Raw genomic sequence first — 24,511 nt, 5'->3', positions numbered from 1 at the left:
CCCATGACCATTCCCTACATCACCTTCGAACAAGGCGAAGCACTCCTGGACTGGACCCGCTTTGCCGAGGCTCTGGCCAGCGGCCACAAGCTGCCGAAGGCGGAGATCGGCGATACCTTCCTCTACCGCGGCGGGGACACGCTGCTGAGCCGCGCCGCCTGGATCGACGGGCTGGGGCTCGCGGTGAAATCCGCCACCGTCTTCCCCGGAAACCCGGACCGGGGCAAGCCGATGGTGAACGGCGCGGTGTGCCTCTATTCCGATGAAGACGGCACACCGGAGGCGCTGGTGGACTTCCACCTCGTCACCAAGTGGAAAACCGCGGGAGACAGCCTGCTCGGCGCGCTGCGTCTCGCCAACCCAAATTCCCGCGAGATCCTGATCGCAGGCGCCGGCACTGTGGCCGCCTCGCTGATCGAAGCCTTCGGCGCCGCCTACCCCAAGGCGCAGATCCGGGTCTGGAACCGCACTGCCGCCAAAGCCGAAGCACTCACCGCGCAATACCCCGGAGCCGAACATGCGCCGAACCTAGAGCCGGCGGTGCGCACGGCGGACATCATCGTCACCTGCACCATGTCCTCCGCCCCGGTGATCACGGGCGCGTGGCTCAAGCCCGGCCAGCACCTGAACCTGATCGGCGCCTACCGGCCGGACATGCGCGAGACGGACGACACCGCGCTCACGCGCGCGCGGATCTACTGCGACAGCTTCGCCACCACGCTCGACCACATCGGCGAATTCAAGATCCCGCTGGAGGCAGGCACCCTCCGCCGCAGCGATGTGCTGGCGGACTTTTACGGGCTCGACCGCTTCCCCGCCTACGACCCCGGACAGATCACCCTGTTCAAGAACGGCGGCGGCGCGCATCTGGACCTGATCGCCAGCCGCCACATCCTCGACCTCTGGAAAGCGCAGCAGTAAACCGCCCGCCCAGGCGCAAGGCACGCAAGGTCAGATACCCCGCTGCCACTTTCTGACCCCAAATACCCGGAAAGCCACGGGCGCGACTCCGCGTCCCGCACCGGTTCAGGCCGCCGCGGCCTGCAACGGGCGCTCCCGCACCGGCAGATGCACGATGGCGCTGAAGGCCCCCACGGCGACGCCGATCCACCACACAAAGGTGTAGTCGCCGTAGATGTCATACATCCGCCCGCCGAGCCAGACGCCCAGGAAGCTGCCCAACTGGTGGCTGAAGAAGACGATGCCATAAAGCGTGCCCATGTAACGCAGGCCATAGATATGGGCGACCAGCCCGGAGGTGAGCGGTACCGTTGCCAGCCACAGCGCCCCCATCACAACCGAGAACACGATCACGCTCAGCGGGGTGATCGGCACCAGGATGAACGCCGCCGCCGCCAGCGTCCGGCCGGTATAGATCGCCGCCAGCAGGTATTTCTTGGAATAGCGCTTGCCGAGCCACCCCGCGAGCAGCGTGCCGCCGATATTGGCCAGACCGATCAGCGAAATCGCCACCGCACCCAGCGCCGAGGTCGAGGTGATGCCGATATTGTAGAGAACTCCGCCCGGCATGATCGGGCCGCACATCTCGGTGACGAACGCGGGAAAGTGCGCGGTAACGAAGGCGAGCTGATAGCCGCAGCTGAAAAACCCAAGGAAGATCAGCGCATAAGACGGATCGCGGAAGGCCTTCATCAGGATCGCCCCCATGCTCTCCTCCAGTTCGCTGCGGGTGGCAGGTTCCGGCGCGCGCATCAGCGGCAGGGTCAGCAGCAGCGACAGGACAACGCCGGCAAAGACCAGGAACACGCTCTGCCAGCTGAGGAAGGAGAGCATCCACTCCGCCGCAGGCGCGCCAAAGACCTGGCCGGCGGAGCCCGCTGCAGTGACCACCGCCAGGGACATAGAGCGGTTTCCGTCCGAGCTCGCCCGCCCCACCACCGCCAGCACCACGCCAAAGCCGGTGCCCGCGATGCCGAAGCCTACCAGCCACTCGTAGGACTGCATCTCGAACGGCGTGGTGGCACCCGCGCTCAGCACCAGCCCCAGGGCATAGGTCAGCGCGCCCAGGATGATCGCCTTGTGGTCGCCGGCCTTCTCGGCAATGGCGCCAAAGACCGGCTGGCCGATGCCCCAGGCAAGGTTCTGGATCGCGATGGCAAGCGAGAACTCCGAGCGCAGCCAGTGGAACTCCTCGGCAATCGGGATCTGGAACACCCCGAAGGAGGCGCGCACCGCAAAGCTCACCATGATGATGATGCAGCCGACGATCAGAACGGGGGTGAAAAGCGGCGCCTGGCGGTCCATGTCGTGTCTCCCAGCCGGGCCAGTCCCGGCGCCCTGCGACCCTACGGATAATCCGGCTTCCGTCAAATCAGGATTATTGCCGCGCGGGTTAAGAGAATTTGATCCATCGCCGCGGCCTCGCCCGGGCCCTGCCGCAAGCGGCGCTTTTCTTCGCGATTCCGCCGCGCTATGGCTGGTCCCATGACCCATCTCAGCACGCTTTATCAGCAGAAGATCAGCGCAGGCGGCCTGCGCCCGGACCCGGCCCAGGAGGCCGTGCTGCCGGAGTTCGACCGGATTGCCGCAGGGCTCATGGCACCGCCGGTGAAACGCGGGCTGTTCCGCAAGGCGGCCTACCAGGAGGTGCGCGGGCTCTACCTCTGGGGCGGGGTCGGGCGCGGCAAGTCGATGCTGATGGATCTCTTCGCCGACAGCCTCGACGGCGCGCCGTCGCGGCGGGTGCATTTCCACGCTTTCATGCAGGAAATCCACGCCAAGATGCATGACGCGCGCCAGAACGGCGTCGAGGACGCGCTGGCCCCGGCCGCGGAGGAGGTCGCCGGGAGCGTGCGGCTTCTAGCCTTTGACGAGATGCAGATTACCGACATCACCGACGCGATGATTGTCGGCCGCCTGTTCGAGGCGCTGTTTGCCGCGGGCGTCACCGTTGTCGCCACCTCGAACCGGCACCCGGATGAGCTCTACAAGGACGGGCTGAACCGGCAGCTGTTCCTGCCCTTCATCGACCTCATCAAGGAGAAGATGGTGGTCTGGGAGATGGAAAGCGCCACCGACTACCGGCAGGACCGGCTGACCGGGGCGCAGGTCTATTTCTCGCCTGCGGATGCCGAGGCCCGCACGCAGATCCGCGCCATCTGGGAGGATCTTGCGGGCGGCCCCGCGCAGCCGCTGGTCCTGGAGGTGAAGGGCCGCGAGGTGATCCTGCCCGCCTTCCGCAATGGCGTGGCGCGGGCGAGCTTCTATGACCTGTGCGGCAAGATGCTGGGGCCCGGCGACTACCTGGCGATTGCCCAGGAGGTGAAGGTGCTGGTGCTGGAGGACATTCCGCGGCTGTCGCGCAGTAACTTCAACGAGGCCAAGCGGTTCGTCACCCTGATCGACGCGCTCTATGAGGCGCGGGTGCGGCTGATTTGCTCGGCCGCGGCGGCGCCGGAATATCTCTACGTCGAGGGCGACGGCGCCTTCGAATTCGAGCGCACAGCATCCAGGCTGCGGGAGATGCAGGACAAGGATTGGGGGCGGAGCTAGGGTTTATTGATGTCACAGGATCTAATTTTTGCTCGGCATGCTGCTATAATAACCGTGATCTCCATGCAATTGATCGTTGTAAACGATCCATTGCAGTACGATGCTTGGGATGCTGCCATCTCTTTTCTCTGCCTAATATTCGCCATTGAAACCTTCAAGCTTGGGCACTCTGACTTCTACGAGAGGGTGCTTATTTCCGCGAATATGGGAGTCTCTGGCAGCTTTTCAATTTTCTATTCTGCCAGTTACTTATTTTACTTCGCACTTTCAGTATTCGATACGCGCGAAATTTTCCCCCAATGGCTAACGAACGAACCATTTGCTGAAGTAGTTTTCGCTTTCGACTTCCCCGGCAGGTATTGGGATGATTTTACATTGGGTGAATTGGCCGTTCCGATCTTATCTTTAATCGCCTTTCTCAAAGTACGTCACAGGCGAAGCTAGCCCACTTGGGAATTCTAGAGTTGCTCGCGCAGGATGTGGCCGGCGAGGTAGAGCGAGCCGCAGATCAGCACCCGCGCCTGCGGCTCGCGGGCGGTGATTTCCTTCAGCGCCGCCAGCGTGCTCTCCGCGGTGCTGGCGGGGATGCCCGCGGATTGGGCCGCGGCGGCTGTGGTTTCAGCGGGGAGCGTGTTTACCTCATCCGGGATCGAGATCGCGGTGAGGCTGTCGCAATGGACCGCGAGCGGGCGCATGTAGCCGCCCACGTCCTTGGTGTTGAGCATGCCGCAGATCAGATGCGTCGGGCGGGCGGGGAGCTTTGCGAGCACATCGGCCAGCGCGATGCCCGCGGCGGCGTTGTGGCCGCCGTCGAGCCACAGCTCGGCCTCGGGCGCCGCCTCCAGCAGCGGCCCGGTCTTCAGCCGCTGCATGCGGGCGGGCCATTGCGCATTGACCATTGCCGCCTCACAAGCGGCCTCATCCGCGCCGAGGTGGCGCAGCGCGGCCAGGGCTGCGCCCGCGTTCTGGACCTGATGCGCGCCCAGCAGCGCGGGCATGGGCAGGTCCAGGAGGCCGGTTTCGTCCTGGAACACCAGGCGGCCGCGTTCCTCGTGCACGTGCCAGTGCTGGCCATGGGCAATGAGCGGCGCGCCGAGCCGGGCGGCGGCGGCCTCGATCACCGCCATGGCTTCGTCAGGCTGCGGGCCGACGACCACGGGCACGCCGCGTTTGATGATGCCCGCCTTCTCACCGGCGATCTTGGCGAGCGTGTTGCCGAGGAATTGCTCGTGGTCGATCGAGATCGGGGTGATGACGCTCAAGACCGGCGCGGCCACCACGTTGGTGGCATCCAGCCGCCCGCCCAGACCCACTTCCAAGAGCGTGTAGTCGGCAGGCGTGCGGGCAAAGGCGAGGAGAGCGGCGCAGGTGGTGATCTCGAAATAGGTGATGTTTTCGCCGCCGTTGGCCGCGTAGCACTCGTCGAGGATTTCAGTGAGCTGCGCCTCGGAGATCAGCCTGCCGGCAACCCGGATCCGCTCGTGGAAGCGCGCGAGATGCGGCGAGGTGTAGGCGTGGACGGACTTGCCCGCGCCTTCGAGCCCGGCGCGGATCATCGCCTGGGTCGAGCCCTTGCCGTTGGTGCCCGCCAGGTGGACCACCGGCGGCAGCGCGCCCTGCGGATTGCCGAGCGCCTCCAGCAGGCGCCAGACCCGGTCCAGCGTCAGGTCGATGATCTTGGGATGCAGCGCCATCATGCGGGCGAGGATCGCGTCGGAGTTTTTGGCGGAGGTCTGGGAGGCGGTCTGGGGCATCAGCCTGGTCCTGTTGGCCGGCCGGTCCGGGGGCTGTCCAAGCTGACGTGAGGCGCAGCGTCCGGTCCGGGAGGAAAGTGCAGTTTACCCCGGGCCGCGGGCACGGGGCGCCGCCCGGCCCAAGAGGCCGGACAGGGGTATCTAGACCGGCTTACTGCGCGGCTTCTTCGCGGGCAGCGTCATCGCCTTGCGCATTTGCGGCTTCGGGCGCTTGTTCCTGCGCCTTTGCTTCGGGGGCGGGCAGCTCGCCCACCACCTGCGGCGGCAGCCCCATCAGCATGCGGGTGATGGTGATCAGCTCGGCCCGCATTTCGGTGCGCGGGGTGACGCGGTCCAGCATGCCGTGGTCCAGGAGGTACTCGGCGCGCTGGAAGCCCTCCGGCAGCTTTTCCCGGATGGTCTGCTCGATCACCCGCGGGCCGGCAAAGCAGATCAACGCGTTGGGTTCGGCGATATGGACGTCGCCCAGCATCGCATAAGACGCGGTGACACCGCCGGTGGTCGGATGGGTCAGCACCACGATATATGGCAGACCGGCTTCCTTCAGCATCTCCACCGCCACGGTGGTGCGCGGCATCTGCATCAGCGACAGGATGCCTTCCTGCATGCGCGCACCGCCCGCGGCCGAGAACAGCACCAGCGGCCGCTTCAGCTTCACCGCTTCCTCAGCGGCGGCGATGATGGCGTTGCCCACATACATGCCCATGGAGCCGCCCATGAAGGAGAAGTCCTGCGCCGCGGCGATGATCGGCGTGCGGCCGATTTCACCGGCGGCCACCAGCATGGCCTCCTTCTCGCCCGCCTTGCGCTTGGCATCCTTCATGCGGTCGGGGTATTTCTTCTGGTCGCGGAACTTCAGCGGATCGGCCAGCGGCTCGGGCACCGCAACGTCGGTGAAGACGCCGCCGTCGAACAGCGCCTTGAAGCGGTCGCGCGGGGAAATCTGCATGTGGTGGCCGCAATTGGTGCAGACGTTCAGATTGTCGCTCAGCTCGCGGTGAAACAGCATGGTGCCGCATTCATCGCATTTGCGCCACAGGTTCTCGGGGACTTCGCGGCGCGAGAAGATCGAGTTGATCCGCGGCCGCACGTAGTTGGTGATCCAGTTCATCAGTGATGCCTCTCCAGGGGGCGGTTTGCCTCCAGATAAGGCCCTCCGCGCCCAAATGCAATCAACGCCTGATGGCCAGCCGGGCCGCCAGCCAGCTGATCAGCATCAGCGCGAAATCCACCGCCATCCAGGGTCTGAGGCCTTCGCTGTCGGCCATGCCGAAGGGCACGAGGTAAAGTGCCAGGCCGTTCAGGCTGGTGGGGGAGGCAAACAGCAGGAGCGCCGCGGCGTTGTTGAAGAAATGCACAGCCATGGCCGGGCCCAGAGTGCCCGCCCGGGCGGTAAGGTCGGCCATCAGCACGCCAAAGGCGCCGGCCCAGGCCGCGATCAGCAGCGCGTTCTCCCCCGCTTCGGCGGGCAGGTAGTGGCCCAGCGCAAACAGCGCCGACGGCCCCAGGAGCCACACCGCACGGCTGCGGAAGCGGGCGGCCAGCGCCTGCTGGGCATAGCCGCGGAACAGGATCTCCTCGGCGCCGGTCTGCACCAGCACCGCCAGCACCGACAGCGGCAGCAGCCCCAGCCAAAGCGGCAGCGGCAGGTTCGGCGTCATCGGCGCGCCTATGCCGTAGGGCGGCAGCAGCATCAGCACCGCCCCCAGGCCCAGGAGGAAAAGGCTGACCCTGCCGAACTGCACCGCCAGCGGCCTGAGCCTGCCGGTCACCGACGCAAAGCTGCGCCGGTGCAGCAGCCGCGCCGCTGCCGCCACGCCCAGCGCCAGAAAGCCGAAGCTGCCAAGCAGCACCAGCATCGCGGCCGGGTTGCTGCCATCCGCAAGACCGTCGAGCCAGGGGCCGGGGAACAGCTCCGTCACCGCGGCCTGCAACACAACCGTCAGCCCGAAACTGATCAGCGCCACCAGCAGCAGGCCGAGCATCAGACGCCACAACTGCGGCCTTTCCCGGGCGGCGCTCACCAGCGCTTCGTGGGCTCTATAGCTGTGCGTTGGCTGCATATGTGCCTCCCAGTGGCTGCTGCTCTTGGCCCAGACCAGTTTACTTTCCCGGCCCGGAGCAGGCATCGCTGCAACGCCGCCTCCGGGCTGTCCCGAGCCGGGGAATGCGGGCTTGTCCTGCCGGCGGGGCGCTTTTATTCCTGCTGCCAATATAGGAACATCTGCCGGGAGGGGGCAGGCGTGAGCAAGACAAATACCCGCAATTCCGGGGTTTTTCTCAAAACCGGCAAGATCCGGCCGCATTCCCTGGGCCGCACGCTGCCCGGCGCGGCGGCGCTGGGGCTGCTGCTGTCCCTGGCCGGCTGCGGCCCGCTGGGGGTTGGCGGGCCGGGTGGTGCGCAGGTGATGCAGATGGCCGGCGGCAGCCTGCGGCTGGCGCCGCCGCAGGGGTTCTGCGTCGAACCGCGCAGCAGCAGCGCCACCGCGAGCGGCGGATTTGCGCTCCTGGTTCCCTGCGGGCGCAACTGGCAGCCGGGCCGCAAGGGCGCGGTGCTGACCGCCGCCGCGGGACCCGCCGCGCCGGGCACCGAGGCGCCCTCGGCCCGTGACATCGCCGCCATGTTCCCCGGCGCCGAGCTGCAGGCGAGCCGCACCAGGGGACCGCTGCCGCTGGTGCGGCTGAAACACCCGGCTTATACCGCCAAGGGGGCCAGCCCCGTGCATTGGCGCGGTGCCTTTGTGATGGAGGGGTATCTGGTGGCGCTGGCGCTCTATGCGCCGGAGGGCAGCCGGGCGCTGGGTCCGCGCGGTGCGGAATTGCTGGAGGAACTCACCCGCGCCACGCTGGCGGCCAGCGCGGAACCGGCGCCGCAAGGCGAAGCCCCCGAAGCCGCGGCGCCTGCGGAAGCCCCGGAGCAGACCGCCTACCTGCTGCGGCCGCGGGCGCATCCACGGCGGCGCGCGCCCTCGCCCGCAGCAACATCCTTCGCCTCCGGCCCAACAACAAACTTTGCCGCGCGGATTGCTGGTTGGTTTCGGTAACCCCTCGCCGCTAGACTGCCGCAAACGGGGCCGGGCAGGCAGGAACTGAATGCAGGACAGAACACCATGAGCGGGATATTTGAGCAGCTGCTGCATGCGCGATGCCTGCAGCGCTGGCGCAGAGCCGAGACCGGGGCCGCCTCGGCACCGCTGGGGGAGCTGCGCCGCCAGCGCAGCCAGGCCCGCGCACTGCGCAATCAGCTCGACGAGTTCCTGCGCGGCGCCGAGACCCGGCTGGCGCGGCCAAGGATGGGCTCGCAGGCCTTCCCGCGCGCGCAGGGCACCGACTGGGCCTGGCGGCCGGATCTCTGGTGCCGGCCGCTGGCGGAACGCGGCATCGCCTCGGCCGCGCCGGGCACCCGGCTGAACGGCGGCGTGCAGCTGTTCCACGACTGCCCCCGCGCCGAACTGTGCCTGCGCCAGCTGCGCAACAGCCGCCTTGAGGACCTTGCCCCCTTCGGCCTGCGCATGGACGTGTTCGAATTCGATGGCTCCTTCCTGTCGCTGACCATCGACCTGCCCGCCGACGCCGCCAATGGACTGACCCGCGGCCACCTGGTGCAGCTGAGCTGCACGGTGGAGGCCGAGCACCCGCTGGACATCTTCGCCCGGCTCAACATCGAGCACGGGCCCAACACCGAACAGCTGGTGCGCGAGCTGCCGCAGCAGGGGCAGGCGCACGCGGCCCTGGTGGAATTCGATCTCGCCTATTCGCAGCTGAACGAGAAGCGCACCGGCAAGATCTGGCTGGACCTGATCTTCGAGGCGCCGGAGATGAACCAGATCGTCCTGCGGGACCTGACCCTCGCGCGGCTGCGCCGTGCGGCAATCTGATGGAGGCCGGGATGCGTGACCTGACGCTGACCAAGATCCGGTTTAGCAACGGCATCTGGGAGGGCCTGCTCAGCAATGCCCGGAGCCGGCCCGAAATAACCGTGATGCACCGCGACCGCCCGTTGGAGGGCGTCACCGTGGCAGAGGGAGAGGGCAGCGGCGCCTGGCACCTGTCGGTGCCGGTGCCGGCGGAGGCGCTGGGGGACGGGGTGCAGAGCTTCGTGATCTTCGACGCGGAGCGCCAAGCCCGGCTGGGCGATTTCACCGTGACCGGCAGCAGCGCCGAGGACGCCGGGCTGCGCGCCGAGGTAGAACTGCTCAGGGCCGAGCTGGACATGCTGAAACGCGCCTTCCGCCGCCACTGCCGGGACGGCGGCTGAGCGCCTCCGCTGCAAGACCCTCCCGCTCAGGCGGTCAGCCGGCCCCGGTACTGCGCCTCGATCCCTATCAGCCGCTCCTTGCGCCACAGCCCGCCGCCATAGCCGGTGAGCGATCCGTCCGCGCCGATCACCCGGTGGCAGGGAACGATCAGCGCCAGCTGGTTGGCGCCATTGGCGCGCGCCACCGCCCGCACCGCCGTGGGCCGCCCGATGGCCTGCGCAAGCTGCGCATAGCTGCGCGTCTCCCCCGCCGGGATCCGCTGCAGGCCACGCCAGACTTCCTGCTCAAACGGGGTGCCATGCAGCGCCAGCGGTGTCTCGAAACCCGCGCCCTCGCCTGCGAAATAGCGGCTCAGCTCCCCGGCGACCTGCGCTGTCGGGGGCGGTGTGCCGAATCCCAGCCCGCCGGGTTGCGCCGCTTGCAGCCGGGCAACCTCGCGGCAGCGCCTTGCGGTCGGCAAATTCCAGCAGGTGCAGCCGGTGTTTGCAGCTGACCGCGATCATGGCGCCAAGCGGCGTGTCGATCCAGTCTGCCAGCAACAGCGCGTCCTTGCGAAAGCTGCCCGGCGCCTGCCCCGCCAGCCGGGCAAAGGCGGCGCGGAAGGCGCTCGCCGATTCAAAACCAGCCTCCAGCTGCGCCGCAATCACCGGCTCGCCCGCCTTCAGCGCGGTGAAGCCCTCGCGCAGCCGCCGCTGCCGCGCCATCGCGAGGAAAGTCATCCCGAACTGCCGCTTGAAGGCGCGCCGCACGGTAGAGGGATCAAAGCCCAGCGCAGTGAGATCACCCTCGCCCCAGCGGTGCGCGGGGCGGTCTTCCAGAAGCGCCAGCAGCCGCTGCACCGCCGGGTCGCTGCCGGCCGCCGCTTGCAGCGGCGTGCAGCGTTTGCAGGCGCGGAAGCCTGCCTCGATGCAGGCGGCTGGAGTCTCAAAGAATTGGCAATTCGCAAACTTGGGCTTGCGGGCCGGGCAGATCAGCCGGCAGAAGATGCCGGTGGAACTGACCCCTACATAGGCGCGCCCCTCGTAAGACGCATCGCGCGCCAGAAGGGCCTGGTAGAGGGTTTCGGAATCGGGAAGGTCGAACATAATGCCGCCACCTTAGCGCAAGCCGTGCGGACTGTGCGCCGGAGATCGGGCGTCTATTTTGCGCCGGCGCGGCACCCTGCCCGCGCCGGCATGGAAAAGGGGCCGCGCCTTGCACGGCGCAGCCCCTGAATTCCCTTACCACCAGAGACTTAATGCGGCCCCAGCGCCACCAGACCTTTCAAGATGTCGATCGCATAGGCGAGCTGGTAGTCCTCCTCGCGGAGTTCGGCCGCCTTATCGGCCTTCTCGCGTTCGGCCTCGATCTGGCGGATTTCATCCTCGGAAAGGCTGTCGTTGTTGAGGCTGCCGCGCAGGTCCGCTTCGGAGCGCGAGCGGCGGGTCGGTCCCTGCTCCTCCTCCTCCTCGGCGTTCGGGGTGCGGCGGGGCTGTGCCACCACGATGTCGGGGCTGACGCCCAGCGCCTGGATCGAGCGGCCCGACGGCGTGTAGTAGCGCGCCGTGGTCAGGCGCATCGCGCCCTCGCCCTTGAGCGGCATCACCGTCTGCACCGAGCCCTTGCCGAAGGACTTGGTGCCCACCACGATGGCGCGGCGGTGGTCCTGCAGAGCGCCCGCGACGATTTCGGACGCCGAGGCCGAGCCGCCGTTGATCAGCACCACGATCGGCTTGCCCTCCGCCAGGTCGCCGGGAGTGGCGTTGAAGCGCTCGCCGTCCTCCGGGTTGCGGCCGCGGGTGGAGACGATCTCACCCGACTCCAGGAAGCCGTCCGCCACCTTGATCGCTTGGGTCAAAAGGCCGCCGGGGTTGTTGCGCAGATCCAGCACGATGCCGTTGATCGCGTCGATGCCGCCGGCGTCCTCGATCTGCTCCTTCAGGTTCTCTTCCAGGTTCGGCATGGTCTGGTCGTTGAAGGTGGTGATCCGCATTACCACGGTGTCGCCCTCGGTGCGGGCGCGCACGGCGGTGAGCTTGATGGTGTCTCGGATGATGGAGACGTCGAACGGCTCGGCTTCGCCCTCACGCACCACGGTGATCACGATCTCCGAGCCGACCGGCCCGCGCATCAGGTCCACAGCCTCGTCCAGCGACAGACCCAGCACACTTTCGCCATCGACATGGGTGATGAAATCGCCCGCTTCCATGCCCGCGGCATCGGCCGGGGTGCCGTCGATGGGGGAGACCACCTTGACGAAGCCTTCTTCCTGGGTGACCTCAATGCCGAGGCCGCCGAATTCGCCCCGGGTCTGCACCCGCATCTTGAGCGCGTCATCCGGCGAGAGATAGCTGGAATGCGGATCGAGCGAGGAGAGCATGCCGCCGATGGCAGCCTCGATCAGCTCCTTCTCGTCGACCTCTTCCACGTATTGGGCGCGGATGCGTTCGAAGATGTCACCAAACAGGTCGAGCTGCTCGTAGACGTTTGCCTCGCGCGCGCCCTCCTGGGCCAGCAGGGGGCCAGCCACATGGGTTGTCGCCAGAATGCCTGCCAGCGTGCCGCCGATGGCGGCCATCGCAAATTTTCTCATGTAGCCTTCATCCACTTTTTCCAGTGCGGAACCACGTTTCGGGATCCACCGGGCTGTTGTCCATTCTCACTTCTATATAGATCGTTTCTGTCCGGCCAGTTCCACCCCCTTCACCGCTTGTTGACAGAATTGCCTGCGGTGCGGGGTCGCCGCCGCCCATCAGCCCGACCGGGCTGCCCGCGGGGATCACCTGGCCCGCCTCGCCATAGACCTCGGCCAGCCCCGACAGCACGAACAGCGTGCCGGGCTGCGGCTCCAGAATCACGACATTGCCGAGATCCAGCAGCGGGCCGCGGTAGCGGATAGTGGCCGCAGTTGGGGCAGTGACCAGGGCGCGCGGGCGCGCCGCCACCAAGAGCCCTGCACGGGCCACCCCCGCGGCGTCGCGCTCGCCGTAGCCGCGCAGCACCAGGCCTTCGACCGGCAGCGGCAGGCTGCCGCGCTTGGCGCTGATGTCGGCCTCTGACGGCTGAATCGCACCGCCCGCGATCTCGGATAGCCCGTCGGCAAAGCCCGACAGCGTCTCGGTCGAGGAAATCAGGATGGCGGTGCGCACCGGGTCTTCGGTGAAGCGGCGCGGCAGGCTGGTGCGGTCGGCAATGGCGGCCGAAAGCTGTACCCGGGCCTGCTGCACGCCCAGAAGCCCCTCCTCCAGTGTGCGGGCGGCGCTCTGCTGCAGAATGCGCAACGCGCGAACCTCCTCCAGATCATCCTTCAATGCCTGCGCGCGGGCATGCAGCGCCGGGGTCACCTCGGCCAGCATCATCGCCGAGCGCGCCGCCCCCAGCGGGCCGGCGGGGTGCGACAGCAGCACCGGTGGCGGCGCCGTCTCGATGGCCTGGATCGCGCCCAGAAGGCCCGCGGTCTCGCGCTTGCGGGCGGCAAGCTGTGCCGACAGCTGCGCTTCGCGCCGGGCCACCCGGCGCAAGCCGTCGCGCATTGCCGCAAGCCCGGCTTCATAGGCCTGCACCGCGCCGGTCAGCGCCTTCACCCGGTCGCGCGCGCCATCGGCCTTCTGCAAACGGACCGAGGCCGCCTCCAGCTCTGCCGCGGCCTCCTTGGCGGCCGCCGCAGGCTCCGCCGCCGCGGCCAGCGGCGCCAGCACCAGCCACAGGCCTGCAAGTGCCGCCCGCAATTTCATGACAGCAGGCTCTCCCCGGTCATCTCGGCGGGTTTTTCCAGCCCCATCAGGTCCAGCAGGGTGGGCGCCAGATCGGCCAGCCGCCCGTCGCGCAAATGCGCGCCCTCGGGCCCGCCGACCAGCGCCACCGGCACCAGGTTCAGCGTGTGCGCGGTATGGGCGCCGCCTGTCTCCGGGTCCACCATCACCTCGCAGTTGCCATGGTCGGCCGTCACCAGCATCGCACCGCCTGCCTTTTCCAGCGCCGCGACCACCTTGGCCAGCCCCTGATCCACCGCCTCGCAGGCCTTGACCGCCGCCTTCAGATCGCCGGTATGGCCGACCATGTCGGGGTTGGCGTAATTGGTGACGATCAGGTCATAATCCGCCCCGATCGCCTCGACGAATTTCTCCGTCACCTCGGGGGCGCTCATTTCGGGCTGGAGGTCATAGGTCGCCACCTTGGGCGATTTCGGCATCGCCCGGTCCTCGCCTTCCTCGGGTTCTTCCTTGCCGCCGTTGAGGAAGAAGGTCACATGCGGATACTTCTCGGTCTCGGCAAGGCGGAACTGGCGCAGCCCCTGCTTCGCGACCCATTCGCCCAGCGTATTGACCAGTGCCGCCTTCGGGTAGCAGGTGGTCATGTAGTCATTGTGGGCGGCGGAATATTCCACCATGCCCAGAAGTCCCGCCAGGCCGGGGCGCGGCCCAGTCTCGAACTCCGCAAACTCTGGCTCGCCGATGGCGCGCAGGACCTCGCGGGCACGGTCGGCGCGGAAGTTGAGGCAGAAGAACCCGTCGCCGTCCTTCAGCCCCTCGTAGCCTTCGAGCACGCTGGCGCTGATGAACTCGTCGTTTTCGGACTGGTTGTAGGCGTGGTCGATGGCATCATGGGCGTCGCGGACCTTGCGCCCCTCACCCTTGACCATCGCGTCATAGGCTTCCTGCACGCGTTCCCAGCGGTTGTCGCGGTCCATCGCGTAATAGCGCCCGGTGACGGTGGCGATGCGGGCGCCCTTGGGCAGCTTGTCCTTCAGCTCCCCGAAGTACCCGTAGGCCGATCTCGGCGCCACATCGCGCCCGTCGGTGATGGCGTGCAGCCAGACCGGCACGCCGGCATCGGTGATCGCCTTCACCGCGGCGAGAATGTGGGTGATATGCCCGTGCACCCCCCCGTCCGAGACCAGCCCCATCAGATGCGCAGCGCCGCCGGTGTCCTTGAGCTTGGCGATGAAGGCTTGCAGCGCGCCATTCTCGAAGAAGGAGCCGTCCTCGATCGCCAGGTCGATCTGGCCCAGGTCCATCGCCACAACCCGGCCCGCGCCGATGTTGGTGTGTCCCACCTCGGAGTTGCCCATCTGCCCGCTCGGCAGGCCCACATCCGGCCCATGGGTGATTAGTTTGGCCGTCGGGCCTTCGGCCATGATCGCGTCGAACGCAGGTGTCTGGGCGAGGTACGGCGCGTTGGCGGGTCCGGGTTCGGCGCTGCCCCAGCCATCGAGGATACACAGGACGACAGGTTTGGGTCTGGTCATGGGAGGGCTCCGGCACTGCTGTGATTGAGGCTCTTTTACAGGCTCGCCCCGCGATGGGAAACCGCCGATAGCGCCGCATGGGGAGGCGGTGGCACGCAGAGAGCCGCGCCCGAGCCTGGGAGGGCGTCGCGCTCCCTCGGGTGAACCGCTCTGCACACCACTTCTCCTACCGAAGGATATGCCGGAACGGCGCAAGGCGCCCTCCCGGGGGGAGGGCCGGGCGCGGCCCGGGCTTGCAGCCCGCGTCGAGGGTAGCGGATTGCGGCCGGGGGCAGAGCGCTCCCCCTCCCCGTCATCTTGCCCCAAATACTCAATACCTGCCCCGGCCATCCGCGCTGGCGCCCGCGTCCTGCGGCGTCAGCAGATGCCGGATCAGCGCCACCGGATGCGCCTTGAGGCTGAGCCGCATGGCGACGTAATCCTCCACTACTTCCTCACCCAGCGCCATCTTCGGCAGATCCGCCTGCGGCTCGTATATCCCCTCGCCCTCCAGCTCGCGGGCAAACAGCGGCAGCGGCTTGCGGGCGGTGATTGCCTTGGCGGCCCAGAGCGCCTCGCGCCGGCTGAGCCCAAGCGCGGCAAAGGCATCGGCCTCGGCCAGCCGCTCGATCACCGCGGGCATCAGACCCGCCTTTCGCCAGACGTCCTCCACCTCCATGTAGCCGTTGCCGCGCGCCGCGGTGAGCCAGCTGGCGTCCTCCTCGCGCAAGCCGCGGATCTGGCGCAGCCCCAGCCGCAGCGCCAGCCCGCCGCGCCCGTCCGGCTCCATCGCATTGTCCCAGTAACTGGCGTTGATGCAGGCGGGCCGCACCTCCACCCCGTGTTCGCGCGCGTCCCGCACGATCTGCGCCGGGGCATAAAACCCCATCGGCTGCGCATTCAGCAGCGCGCAGGCAAAGATGCCGGGGTAGTGGCACTTGATCCAGGCCGAGGCATAGACCAGCAGGGCAAAACTGGCGGCATGGCTTTCCGGAAACCCGTAGGAGCCGAAGCCCTCGATCTGGGAAAAGCAGCGCTCGGAAAACTCCGCATCATAGCCGTTCTTCGCCATGCCGTGCAGGAACAGGCTGCGGAACTCGCTGACGTTGCCGTGCTTCTTGAAGGTGGCAAGCGAGCGGCGCAGGCGGTCGGCCTGCTCGGGGGTGAAGCCGGCGCCGACGATGGCGATCTGCATCGCCTGCTCCTGAAACAGCGGCACACCAAGCGTCTTGCCCAGCACCTCGCCCAGCGCATCCGAAGGGAACTCCACCGCTTCCTCGCCATTGCGGCGGCGGATGTAGGGATGCACCATGTCGCCCTGGATCGGACCGGGCCGGATGATCGCCACCTCGATCACCAGATCGTAGAAGTTGCGCGGCCGCATCCGCGGCAGGAAGTTCATCTGCGCCCGGCTTTCGACTTGGAAGACGCCGATGCTGTCGGCCCGGCACAGCATGGTGTAGACCTCCGGATCCTCCTGCGGCAGCGTCGCCAGGGTGTAATCCTGCTGGTGGTGCTGGCGCATCAGCTCAAACGCCTTGCGGATGCAGGTGAGCATGCCGAGCGACAGCACGTCGACCTTGAGGATGCCGAGCGCGTCGATGTCGTCCTTGTCCCAGCAGATCACCGTGCGCCCCTCCATGGTGGCGTTCTCGACCGGCACCAGCGCGTCCAGCCGGCCTTCGGTGATGATGAAACCGCCGACATGCTGGCTCAGATGCCGCGGGAAGCCGATGATCTGCTCCACCAGCTCCATCGTCAGCTGCAGGCGGCGGGCGGTGGGATCAAGCCCGACCTCGCGCATCCGCTCCGCTTCCAGCCCCTTGCCGCCGAAAAACCCCCAGAGCTGCGAGGACAGCGCCGAGATCGTGTCCTCGGTCAGGCCCATGGCGCGGCCCACTTCGCGGATGGCGCGCTTGCCGCGGTAGTGGATCACCGTGGCACAGAGGCCCGCCCGGTGGCGGCCGTAGCGCTCGTAGATCCACTGGATCACCTCCTCGCGGCGCTCGTGCTCGAAGTCGACATCGATGTCGGGCGGCTCGTCGCGGGCCTCGGAGACGAAGCGTTCGAACACCATGGTGCCCAGCTCGGGGCTGACTGAGGTGACGCCCAGGCAGTAGCAGACCACCGAATTTGCCGCCGAACCGCGGCCCTGGCAGAGGATCCCGCGGGAGCGGGCGAAGGCGACGATGTCGCGCACGGTGAGGAAGTAGGGCTCGTATTTCAGCTTGCCGATGAGGGCGAGCTCATGCTCCAGCATCCCCCGCACCCGTTCGGGCGCGCCGCCGGGATAGCGCCAACTGAGGCCCTCCTCGGCCAGCCGTCTCAACCGCTGCGCCGGGGTTTCGCCGCCCTCGGCCTCGTCCGGGTAGTCATAGCGCAGTTCGTCCAGCGAAAAGGTCAGCCGCGCGGCAAGGCGGGCGGCATTCCCTACCGCGTGCTCGTGGCCGCGGAACAGGCGGCGCATCTCCGCTTCCGAGCGCAGACGCTGCTCGCCATTGGCCATGGCAGCGCGGCCTAAGGCCTCCACCTTGCAGCGCAGGCGGATGGCGGTCAGCACGTCGCCCAGGCGGCGGCGGGAGCCGTGATGCATCCGCGGCGCGGCGCTGGCGAGCGGCGGCAGGCCCAGCCGCGCGGCCAGCTGTGCCAGCGCCGCCAGCCGGGGGCCGTCGCTGCCGTCATAGGCGGGCGTCATCAGCAGATGCATCCGCCCGGCAAAGCGGCGCGTCAGCGCGTTCACATGCGGCCCCCATCCGCCCGCGCCGCCCGGCAGCCGGCCCGCCTGCGGCACCAGCAGCAGGTGGAGACCCTCCGCGAATTCAAGCAGGTCGGAGAGGTGAAGGGTGCAGCTGCCCTTCTCCGCCCGGAGCCGCCCGGTGGAGATCAGCCGGCACAGGCTGCGCCACCCCGCGCGGCTCTCCGGCACGGCGATCACCTCCGGCGCATCGGTGAAGATCAGCCGCGCTGCCGGGATCAGCCTCGGCACATCATAGAGGGGGAAAGACGGCGGCGGCGCGATACCTTCGGGGCGCGGCGGGCCGATCGGGCTGTTGTCCCGGTCCCAGTCCTGCCGCTCCCGCACCCGGCGCGCGATGTCGCGGCATTCGGAATGCGCCCGCACGATGCCCGCCACCGAGTTCTCGTCTGCAATCGCGATCGCGCCCAGCCCCAGCTCCAGCGCGCGCGTCACGTATTCCTCCGGGTGGGAGGCCCCGGTGAGGAAGGTGAAATTGGAGAGGCAGGCGAACTCGGCAAACATGGCCGCAGTATATTCTCGTTTTGTTCTCATTTCGAGTCCCTCCCCAACGTCCCCCGGTCCCTGCCGGCAGGGACCCGCGCGGCCCGTGAGGGCCGCGCCCGGCCCAACGGGCGCAAGCCGCATCCCCGATGCGCGCGCGGCTGGCGGGAGCCCTTCCGGCCTGCCCTTGCGCTGCGGCCTGCGTATTCCGAACCCACACCAGCGGTATGCGCAGCTTCCGGGTCGCCTGAAGCGCGGCGCCGCGGCAGGCTGGCGCGGCACAGACAGGAGGTTCCGATGCTGACAATCCACGCCCTGCCCACCGAAACCGTCCGCGCCCTGCAGGCAGGCGGCGCCGACGCCTACGGCCAGCCGCCCGAGCGCAAGCTCTCGGACGGCGGCGGCAACCCCTGCCGCCACTGCCTGCGCTATATCCCCGAAGGCGCCCAGATGCTGGTGCTTGCCCACCGGCCCTTCCCCGCGCTCCAGCCCTATGCGGAGACCGGGCCCATCTTCCTCTGCGCAGACCCCTGCGCGCGGCACGAAGGCAGCGCCCTGCCCGAGGTTTTCAGCCGTGCGCCGGACTATCTGATCAAGGGTTATGGCACGGATGACCGCATCGTCTACGGCACCGGGCAGGTGGTGGCACAGGACGCAATGATGGCCGCAGCAGAGGCGATCCTGGCGGACCCGGAAGTAGCCTATGTCCACGTCCGCTCGGCCCGCAACAACTGCTTTCAGGCGCGGATCGGGCGGGGGTGAGGCAGGGTTACAGCCGCTTCGTCATCGCGTAGTTATGGATCATCACGCCACGGCGCTCGAAGTCGCGGCGGCCCTCATCCGTGAACCCTTGGAGCAGAAAGAACCGCCGTGCGGCTTCGCTGGCTTCGACGTAAAGAGACAGGATGCCGCTTATGCGGGCTTCTGCCTCCAGCTGCACACAAAAGGGCCGCCCCAACGCCGCTGCCGGCAATGTCGGGGGCGAGGTAGAAGCAGTCGATATGGCCGTCCGCTTCCAGCTCGATGAAACCCTGCGCCACGTCCTGCGCGTCAGCGGCAACCCAGATCCGGCGGCCGTCGGCTGCCCGCGCCCGCACCGCCTCAGAGGGCGCGGGTTCAGGGCTCCAGGCGGCGCATTGTTCCGGGCTGTAGTCGCGCGCGCCGATGCGGTGCACCGCATCGTGGAAGATCCGCCCCCAATCGGCGGCGTCGCGAGGTTCGAAGGGACGGATGCGCATCCGGGATCTCCGTACGAATTGGTCGGCGCGGTTCAGCGTGACTTGGTCAGCGCCAGGAAGACGTCCTCCAGATCCGCCTCCTCCGTCTTCACGTCGCGGATCGAAATCCCCGCCGACCGCACCGCTGCCAGAACTTCCTCGGCGCTGGTCTGCTGGCTGTGGTAGCGCAGCACCACGGCGCCGTCGCCGCGCAGCTCGGCCTCGATGCCGTTGCCCGCCGGCAGATCGCAGACCGCCGCGGCCGGATGCACCACCATCGCCCGCGTGTCGAGCCGGCCCAGGAGGTTCGCGGTGGTATCGCGCGCCACCAGCTCGCCCTGGTTGATGATGGCGATCTCGTCGCACATCTCCTCGGCCTCCTCCAGGTAATGGGTGGTGAGGATGATGGTCATGCCCTGCGCGTTCAGCTTGCGGATGTTGTCCCAGAGCATCTGGCGCAGCTCGATGTCGACGCCCGCAGTGGGTTCGTCCAGCACCAGGATATTGGGCCGGTGCACCAGCGCCTTGCCCAGCAAGAGCCGCCGCCGCATGCCGCCCGACAGGGTGCGGGCATAGGCCCCGGCCTTGTCCTCCAGCCCGATCATCCGAAGGATCTCGTCGCTGTAGCGCTCGGATTTTGCAACGCCGTAAAGCCCCGCCTGCACTTCCAGCGCGCCGCGCGGTGTGAAGAAGGGATCGAGGTTCAGCTCCTGCGGCATCACCCCGATGGCGGCGCGGCTCTGGCGCGGATTGCGGTCCTGGTCGAAGCCCCAGATCGACACCTCGCCCGAGGTCTTGCGCACCAGGCCTGCGAGGATGTTGATCATTGTCGACTTGCCCGCGCCATTGGGGCCCAGGAGACCGAAGACCGAGCCGCGCGGAACGTCCAGATCGACCCCGTTCAGCGCGTGTTTCTCGGGCTGGCCGTTGCCGCCGGCATAGGTTTTGCGCAACGCCCTGATCCGGATCGCCTCATCACTCATCGCCGCTCTTGCCCCCGGTTTTGCCTTGGCTCATAACAGCGCCTAACCGAAAACACGGAGGATCGCCAGCGATGACCATCGACGCGCCGGAAACCAAGATCGTGGACAGCTACCGCGTCGCCTGCGACGGCAGCGAAGGCGCCCTGGGCCACCCCCGTGTCTACCTGCGCATCCCGGAAGACGAGGGCTTCGTGGAGTGTCCCTATTGCGACTGCAAGTTCGTGCACCGGGACTTCGCGGCCAAGCAAGGCTGATCCGGCCACGGCGCGCACCGCCTGCCACGGGGGCCGGAAAATTCAAATTTTCCGGCCAAATTTCTTGCAAGAAATTTGCCGCCGCCCGAAGGCGGCGGCCGCGCTCAGAGTTCGACCCGCACCTCGTGCATCCACAGCTTGGGCGGGCGCGACAGCATGAAGACCACCACATCGGCAAGGTCATCGGGCTCGGTGAAAATCTCGTTCGGCACCTCTTCGCCCGCCTTGGCGAACATGCCCGTGTTGGTGCCGCTCTGGTAGAGCCCCGCAACCCGCACGCCGGTCTCCGCCTCATCCACCTTCAGCACATCGGTGAAACCGCGCACGCCGTATTTGGTGGCAGTATAGACCGACTGGCCCGCCTGCGCCACGACGCCGGACTTCGAGGCCACGTTCAGGACCGCCGCCTCGCCGCGGTTGCGCAGGCTGGGCAGCAGGTGGCGGGTGAGCTGCATCAGCGCGGTGAGGTTGGTCTGCACCGTCTGCACCAGCATCTCCGCCGGAATACTGTCGAGCGGGCCCGCCTTGTGCCAGACCCCTGCGTTGTTGATCAGGATGTCGATGCCGCCGAAATCCGCGACGACATCCGCGGCCGCCTGCTCCAGCGCCGCCGCATCGGTGAGGTCGAAAGCGTAGGCGCGCGCCTCGGGCGCGCCTTGCGCGCGGACCTCTTCCGCCACAGCGTCGAGCCGCTCCCGGTTGCGGCCGAAGATGGCCAGCCGGCAGCCCTCGGCCGCCAGCTTCAGGCAGATGTGCCTGCCGATCCCGTCACTGCCGCCGGTCACTACCACGGTCTTGCCGTTGAGCTGCATTATATCGCTCCTTCACTGAATTGAGGCCGTCTCCCTAACACAGCTGCAACTTTGCGCAAATCGCCGCCCGCGCCCGGCGGCACCGCCCTGCCGGCAGCGAGGTTCGGATTGCCCTTGGCGGGCAGATCACCGATAACCCGGGAAACAGAACACGAACGGGTCCCAAGGAGCGCAAGGCCATGAGCAATACGCAATTCGGCAAGGGCTGCCACCTGCATCTGATCGACGGCTCGGCCTTCATCTTCCGCGCCTACCACGCGCTGCCGCCGCTCACCCGCAAGTCCGACGGGCTGCCGGTTGGGGCGCTCGCAGGTTTCTGCAATATGCTGCAGAAATATGTGGAGGACAGCACCGGCCCCGAGGCGCCCACCCATGCGGCGGTGATCTTCGACCACTCCGGCGAGAGCTTCCGCAACACGCTTTACGATCAGTACAAGGCCAACCGCCCGCCCGCGCCCGAGGACCTGGTGCCGCAGTTCCCGCTGACCCGCGAAGCCACCCGCGCCTTCAACATCGCCTGCAAGGAGATCGAGGGCTTCGAGGCCGACGACATCATCGCAACGCTGGCCTGCCAGGCGCGCGACGCGGGCGGCCGCGTCACCATCATCTCCTCCGACAAGGACCTGATGCAGCTGGTCGGCGGCGGCGTCGAAATGCTGGACGCGATGAAGAACAAGCGCATCGACGCCGAGGGCGTGGCCGAGAAATTCGGCGTCGGGCCGGACCGGGTGGTCGACGTGCAGGCGCTGGCCGGCGACAGCGTCGACAATGTGCCCGGCGCGCCCGGCATCGGCATCAAGACCGCGGCGCTCCTGATCAACGAATTCGGCTCGCTGGAGGAACTTCTGGACCGCGCCGGAGAGATCAAGCAGCCCAAGCGCCGCCAGACCCTGATCGAGAAACGCGAACAGATCGAGCTGAGCAAGACGCTGGTGCAGCTCGACTGCAACATGACGCTCGACTTCACGCTGGACGATCTGGAGGTGATGGAGCCTGACCCCGATCAGCTCCTGGAGTTCCTGTCGCGGATGGAGTTCCGCACCCTGACCAAACGGATCGCGGACCGGCTGGGCGCGGAGGCCCCGGCCATCCCCGAGCCCGCCGCCCCGGCGCAGGCCCAGGCAGGCGATGCTCCGGCGGCGCCCGAGGCGGTGCCGTTTGACGCCGAGAAGTACGAATGCGTCCGCGATGCCGCGGCGCTGGAGAAATGGATCGCTGCGATCCGCGAGCGCGGCTATGCGGCGGTCGACACCGAGACCACCGGGCTGGACGAGATGGTGGCGGATCTGGTCGGCATCTCGCTCTCAGTCGAGCCGGGCGAGGCCTGCTACATCCCTCTCGCCCACCGGGCCGATGGCGGCGACGGTCTGTTTGCTTCCGACGCGCTGGCCGAGGGGCAGATGGACCGCGAGGAGGCGCTCACCCTGCTGCGCCCGGTGCTGGAGGATCCGGCGGTCCTCAAGATCGGCCAGAACATGAAGTACGACGCCAAGATTTTCCACCGCTACGGCGTGGAGGTAGCGCCGATCGACGACACCATGCTGATGTCCTACGCTCTGCACGCAGGGCTTCACGGCCACGGCATGGACACGCTCTCCGAACGCTATCTCGGCCACAGCCCGATCCCGATCAAGCCGCTGCTGGGCAGCGGCAAATCGGCAATCACCTTCGACAAGGTCTCCATTGCCGACGCGGTGCCCTATGCGGCCGAGGACGCCGACATCACCCTGCGCCTGTGGCAGCTGTTCAAGCCGCAACTGCACCAAGAGCGGGTGACCACGGTCTATGAGACGCTCGAACGGCCGCTGGTGCCGGTGCTCGCCGACATGGAACGCAACGGCATCAAGGTGGACCGCGACACGCTCAGCCGCATGTCGAACGCCTTTGCCCAGAAGATGGCGGCCCTTGAAGCCGAGATCCACGGGCTGGCGGGCGAGACATTCAACGTGGGCAGCCCCAAGCAGCTAGGCGAGATCCTGTTCGGCAAGATGGGGCTGGAGGGCGGTAAAAAAGGCAAGAACGGCGCTTATGCCACTGGCGCCGATATACTCGAAGACCTCGCAACCGAGCACGAGCTGCCCGCACGGGTGCTGGACTGGCGCCAGCTTTCCAAACTGAAATCGACCTATACCGACGCGCTGCAGGACCATATCAACCCTGAAACCGGCCGGGTGCATACCTCCTACGCCCAGACCGGCGCCAGCACCGGCCGGATGGCCTCCACCGATCCGAACCTGCAGAACATCCCGATCCGCTCCGAGGAGGGCCGCCGCATCCGCGAGGCCTTCGTGGCCGAGGAAGGCAACGTGCTGCTGGCGCTGGATTACAGCCAGATCGAACTTCGGATCCTCGCCCATATCGCGGAAATCGGCACGCTGAAGCAGGCGTTTGCCGACGGGCTCGACATTCACGCGATGACCGCCTCGGAGATGTTCGGCGTGCCCCTGGAAGAGATGACGCCCGAGATCCGCCGCCAGGCCAAGGCGATCAACTTCGGGGTGATCTACGGGATTTCCGGCTTCGGGCTTGCCCGCAACCTGCGCATCCCGCGCAAGGACGCGCAGGGCTTCATCGACCGCTACTTCGAGCGCTTCCCCGGCATCCGCAAGTACATGGACAGGACTGTGGAGTTCGCCAAGGAGCACGGCCACGTGCAGACCCTGTTCGGGCGCAAGATCCACACGCCCGAGATCGGCGCCAAGGGGCCGAAGGCGGGCTTTGCCAAACGCGCCGCAATCAACGCGCCGATCCAGGGCACGGCAGCCGACGTGATCCGCCGCGCCATGGTGCGGATGCCGGAGGCCATCGCCCACCTGCCCGCGCGGATGCTCTTGCAGGTGCACGACGAACTGCTGTTCGAAGTGCCGGAAACAGCCGCAGAAGAGACTATCGCCGCCGCCCGCGCCGTGATGGAGGACGCCGCACACCCGGCGGTGCACCTGGACGTGAAACTGGCAGTAGATGCAGGCCGGGGCCGCAACTGGGCCGAAGCGCACTGATCCGGCAGCCCGCCGCAACCCGGGCCCTCCCGCCCGCCGCCCACCGCATCAAAGATGCGGCAGCGGCCGTTGGGCCGCGCGCCGCTGCCGCGGCGCGGGCGGGGCAGATGGCCAGGTTCGCCTATTCCGGGCCGAGCGCCCTTCCCGCGGCCGGCGGCCGATCACAGTTGCACCGGCAGCGCAGCCCCTGCATCGTTGCGGGTCGAGGGAGACGCCAGCCACCGCGGCAAAGGCGCGGTTTGCCCTTGGCGCGCGGCGAAGCGCGATACACTGGCA

Annotated in this window: 20 protein-coding genes and 1 pseudogene; 9 read left to right on the top strand and 12 right to left on the bottom strand. The window is 67.6% G+C overall.

Features of this window, described 5'->3' with window-relative positions; genetic code table 11:
* Positions 1-3: 3 nt before the first annotated feature.
* Positions 4-921: an ornithine cyclodeaminase family protein gene (locus tag ACOHX0_RS00220; RefSeq protein ID WP_420674602.1), complete on the top strand. Its 918-nt coding sequence runs from the start codon at positions 4-6 to the stop codon at positions 919-921.
* 105 nt (positions 922-1,026) lie between these two features.
* Here ACOHX0_RS00220 and ACOHX0_RS00215 read toward each other — a convergent pair whose 3' ends face one another.
* Positions 1,027-2,265, bottom strand: coding sequence for an MFS transporter (locus tag ACOHX0_RS00215; RefSeq protein WP_420674601.1), 1,239 nt, complete (start codon positions 2,263-2,265; stop codon positions 1,027-1,029).
* Positions 2,266-2,445: 180 nt separating this feature from the next.
* Between ACOHX0_RS00215 and zapE the strand changes: the two genes are divergently transcribed.
* Positions 2,446-3,513 (top strand): cell division protein ZapE, encoded by a 1,068-nt coding sequence (gene zapE, locus ACOHX0_RS00210; protein WP_420674600.1) that lies wholly within the window; start codon positions 2,446-2,448, stop codon positions 3,511-3,513.
* Between the two features lie 9 nt (positions 3,514-3,522).
* Positions 3,523-3,957 carry a hypothetical protein gene (locus ACOHX0_RS00205; protein ID WP_420674599.1) on the top strand — a complete coding sequence of 145 codons (435 nt, stop codon included), beginning with the start codon at positions 3,523-3,525 and terminating at the stop codon, positions 3,955-3,957.
* 14 nt (positions 3,958-3,971) lie between these two features.
* Here the strand turns inward: ACOHX0_RS00205 and ACOHX0_RS00200 are convergent, their stop codons facing one another.
* The 3 genes from ACOHX0_RS00200 to ACOHX0_RS00190 form a co-directional block, all read right to left on the bottom strand.
* Entirely contained in the window at positions 3,972-5,267 is a 1,296-nt protein-coding gene (locus tag ACOHX0_RS00200; RefSeq protein ID WP_420674598.1) for a bifunctional folylpolyglutamate synthase/dihydrofolate synthase, read from the bottom strand.
* 151 nt (positions 5,268-5,418) lie between these two features.
* A complete protein-coding gene (gene accD / locus ACOHX0_RS00195) occupies positions 5,419-6,378 on the bottom strand; it encodes an acetyl-CoA carboxylase, carboxyltransferase subunit beta (RefSeq protein ID WP_420674597.1) in 960 nt (319 codons plus the stop codon).
* A 61-nt stretch (positions 6,379-6,439) separates the two neighbouring features.
* Complete coding sequence (locus tag ACOHX0_RS00190; protein ID WP_420674596.1) at positions 6,440-7,330, bottom strand: CPBP family intramembrane glutamic endopeptidase; 891 nt, start codon at positions 7,328-7,330, stop codon at positions 6,440-6,442.
* A 180-nt stretch (positions 7,331-7,510) separates the two neighbouring features.
* On the opposite strand from ACOHX0_RS00190, the gene ACOHX0_RS00185 reads away from it, so the two are divergent.
* From ACOHX0_RS00185 to ACOHX0_RS00175, 3 genes are all read left to right on the top strand, one after another.
* On the top strand, positions 7,511-8,311 hold the full coding sequence (locus ACOHX0_RS00185; protein ID WP_420674595.1) for a hypothetical protein: 801 nt from the start codon (positions 7,511-7,513) through the stop codon (positions 8,309-8,311).
* A 66-nt stretch (positions 8,312-8,377) separates the two neighbouring features.
* Positions 8,378-9,145: a DUF6478 family protein gene (locus ACOHX0_RS00180; RefSeq protein WP_420674594.1), complete on the top strand. Its 768-nt coding sequence runs from the start codon at positions 8,378-8,380 to the stop codon at positions 9,143-9,145.
* 11 nt (positions 9,146-9,156) lie between these two features.
* Entirely contained in the window at positions 9,157-9,525 is a 369-nt protein-coding gene (locus ACOHX0_RS00175) for a hypothetical protein (protein WP_420674593.1), read from the top strand.
* 26 nt (positions 9,526-9,551) lie between these two features.
* Here ACOHX0_RS00175 and ACOHX0_RS00170 read toward each other — a convergent pair.
* From ACOHX0_RS00170 to ACOHX0_RS00150, 5 genes and pseudogenes are all read right to left on the bottom strand, one after another.
* Positions 9,552-10,614, bottom strand: a pseudogene (locus ACOHX0_RS00170) (bifunctional transcriptional activator/DNA repair enzyme AdaA).
* A gap of 146 nt (positions 10,615-10,760) precedes the next feature.
* Positions 10,761-12,098 (bottom strand): S41 family peptidase, encoded by a 1,338-nt coding sequence (locus ACOHX0_RS00165; RefSeq protein WP_420674592.1) that lies wholly within the window; start codon positions 12,096-12,098, stop codon positions 10,761-10,763.
* Positions 12,099-12,105: 7 nt separating this feature from the next.
* A complete protein-coding gene (locus ACOHX0_RS00160) occupies positions 12,106-13,239 on the bottom strand; it encodes a murein hydrolase activator EnvC family protein (RefSeq protein ID WP_420674591.1) in 1,134 nt (377 codons plus the stop codon).
* Positions 13,236-14,753: a 2,3-bisphosphoglycerate-independent phosphoglycerate mutase gene (gene gpmI / locus ACOHX0_RS00155; RefSeq protein WP_420674590.1), complete on the bottom strand. Its 1,518-nt coding sequence runs from the start codon at positions 14,751-14,753 to the stop codon at positions 13,236-13,238. Before gpmI ends, ACOHX0_RS00160 begins: the two co-directional genes overlap by 4 nt.
* A gap of 310 nt (positions 14,754-15,063) precedes the next feature.
* Complete coding sequence (locus ACOHX0_RS00150) at positions 15,064-17,991, bottom strand: error-prone DNA polymerase (RefSeq protein ID WP_420674898.1); 2,928 nt, start codon at positions 17,989-17,991, stop codon at positions 15,064-15,066.
* 276 nt (positions 17,992-18,267) lie between these two features.
* Between ACOHX0_RS00150 and ACOHX0_RS00145 the strand changes: the two genes are divergently transcribed.
* Positions 18,268-18,732, top strand: coding sequence for a DUF1203 domain-containing protein (locus tag ACOHX0_RS00145; RefSeq protein ID WP_420674589.1), 465 nt, complete (start codon positions 18,268-18,270; stop codon positions 18,730-18,732).
* A 74-nt stretch (positions 18,733-18,806) separates the two neighbouring features.
* Here ACOHX0_RS00145 and ACOHX0_RS00140 read toward each other — a convergent pair whose 3' ends face one another.
* Together ACOHX0_RS00140 and ACOHX0_RS00135 are read right to left on the bottom strand one after the other, a co-directional pair.
* On the bottom strand, positions 18,807-19,208 hold the full coding sequence (locus ACOHX0_RS00140) for a GNAT family N-acetyltransferase (RefSeq protein ID WP_420674588.1): 402 nt from the start codon (positions 19,206-19,208) through the stop codon (positions 18,807-18,809).
* A gap of 32 nt (positions 19,209-19,240) precedes the next feature.
* Entirely contained in the window at positions 19,241-20,170 is a 930-nt protein-coding gene (locus ACOHX0_RS00135; protein WP_420674587.1) for an ATP-binding cassette domain-containing protein, read from the bottom strand.
* Between the two features lie 71 nt (positions 20,171-20,241).
* On the opposite strand from ACOHX0_RS00135, the gene ACOHX0_RS00130 reads away from it, so the two are divergent.
* The gene (locus ACOHX0_RS00130) at positions 20,242-20,424 is read left to right on the top strand and encodes a zinc-finger domain-containing protein (protein ID WP_420674586.1); all 183 of its coding nucleotides are present in this window, start codon (positions 20,242-20,244) and stop codon (positions 20,422-20,424) included.
* Positions 20,425-20,528: 104 nt separating this feature from the next.
* Here the strand turns inward: ACOHX0_RS00130 and ACOHX0_RS00125 are convergent, their stop codons facing one another.
* On the bottom strand, positions 20,529-21,236 hold the full coding sequence (locus ACOHX0_RS00125; protein WP_420674585.1) for an SDR family NAD(P)-dependent oxidoreductase: 708 nt from the start codon (positions 21,234-21,236) through the stop codon (positions 20,529-20,531).
* Between the two features lie 179 nt (positions 21,237-21,415).
* Here ACOHX0_RS00125 and polA point away from each other — a divergent pair, with 179 nt between their 5' ends.
* Entirely contained in the window at positions 21,416-24,235 is a 2,820-nt protein-coding gene (gene polA / locus ACOHX0_RS00120; protein WP_420674584.1) for a DNA polymerase I, read from the top strand.
* Positions 24,236-24,511: the final 276 nt, after the last annotated feature.

This window comes from Cribrihabitans pelagius, from assembly GCF_048820915.1.
Lineage (GTDB): Bacteria > Pseudomonadota > Alphaproteobacteria > Rhodobacterales > Rhodobacteraceae > Cribrihabitans_A > Cribrihabitans_A pelagius.
Note: the sequence above shows the minus strand (reverse complement) of the source record. Positions and strands in the feature narration are given on the sequence as shown.

What these genes read in the sequence shown, in the direction of transcription:
- ACOHX0_RS00130 (WP_420674586.1), top strand. Translation starts at nt 20,242, where the DNA reads ATGACCATCGACGCGCCGGAAACCAAGATCGTGGACAGCTACCGCGTC.
- ACOHX0_RS00190 (WP_420674596.1), bottom strand. Translation starts at nt 7,330, where the DNA reads ATGCAGCCAACGCACAGCTATAGAGCCCACGAAGCGCTGGTGAGCGCC.
- ACOHX0_RS00145 (WP_420674589.1), top strand. Translation starts at nt 18,268, where the DNA reads ATGCTGACAATCCACGCCCTGCCCACCGAAACCGTCCGCGCCCTGCAG.
- accD (WP_420674597.1), bottom strand. Translation starts at nt 6,378, where the DNA reads ATGAACTGGATCACCAACTACGTGCGGCCGCGGATCAACTCGATCTTC.
- ACOHX0_RS00220 (WP_420674602.1), top strand. Translation starts at nt 4, where the DNA reads ATGACCATTCCCTACATCACCTTCGAACAAGGCGAAGCACTCCTGGAC.
- ACOHX0_RS00160 (WP_420674591.1), bottom strand. Translation starts at nt 13,239, where the DNA reads ATGAAATTGCGGGCGGCACTTGCAGGCCTGTGGCTGGTGCTGGCGCCG.
- ACOHX0_RS00180 (WP_420674594.1), top strand. Translation starts at nt 8,378, where the DNA reads ATGAGCGGGATATTTGAGCAGCTGCTGCATGCGCGATGCCTGCAGCGC.
- ACOHX0_RS00140 (WP_420674588.1), bottom strand. Translation starts at nt 19,208, where the DNA reads ATGCGCATCCGTCCCTTCGAACCTCGCGACGCCGCCGATTGGGGGCGG.
- zapE (WP_420674600.1), top strand. Translation starts at nt 2,446, where the DNA reads ATGACCCATCTCAGCACGCTTTATCAGCAGAAGATCAGCGCAGGCGGC.
- ACOHX0_RS00150 (WP_420674898.1), bottom strand. Translation starts at nt 17,991, where the DNA reads ATGTTTGCCGAGTTCGCCTGCCTCTCCAATTTCACCTTCCTCACCGGG.
- ACOHX0_RS00125 (WP_420674585.1), bottom strand. Translation starts at nt 21,236, where the DNA reads ATGCAGCTCAACGGCAAGACCGTGGTAGTGACCGGCGGCAGTGACGGG.
- ACOHX0_RS00175 (WP_420674593.1), top strand. Translation starts at nt 9,157, where the DNA reads ATGCGTGACCTGACGCTGACCAAGATCCGGTTTAGCAACGGCATCTGG.
- polA (WP_420674584.1), top strand. Translation starts at nt 21,416, where the DNA reads ATGAGCAATACGCAATTCGGCAAGGGCTGCCACCTGCATCTGATCGAC.
- ACOHX0_RS00205 (WP_420674599.1), top strand. Translation starts at nt 3,523, where the DNA reads ATGTCACAGGATCTAATTTTTGCTCGGCATGCTGCTATAATAACCGTG.
- gpmI (WP_420674590.1), bottom strand. Translation starts at nt 14,753, where the DNA reads ATGACCAGACCCAAACCTGTCGTCCTGTGTATCCTCGATGGCTGGGGC.
- ACOHX0_RS00135 (WP_420674587.1), bottom strand. Translation starts at nt 20,170, where the DNA reads ATGAGTGATGAGGCGATCCGGATCAGGGCGTTGCGCAAAACCTATGCC.
- ACOHX0_RS00165 (WP_420674592.1), bottom strand. Translation starts at nt 12,098, where the DNA reads ATGAGAAAATTTGCGATGGCCGCCATCGGCGGCACGCTGGCAGGCATT.
- ACOHX0_RS00215 (WP_420674601.1), bottom strand. Translation starts at nt 2,265, where the DNA reads ATGGACCGCCAGGCGCCGCTTTTCACCCCCGTTCTGATCGTCGGCTGC.
- ACOHX0_RS00200 (WP_420674598.1), bottom strand. Translation starts at nt 5,267, where the DNA reads ATGCCCCAGACCGCCTCCCAGACCTCCGCCAAAAACTCCGACGCGATC.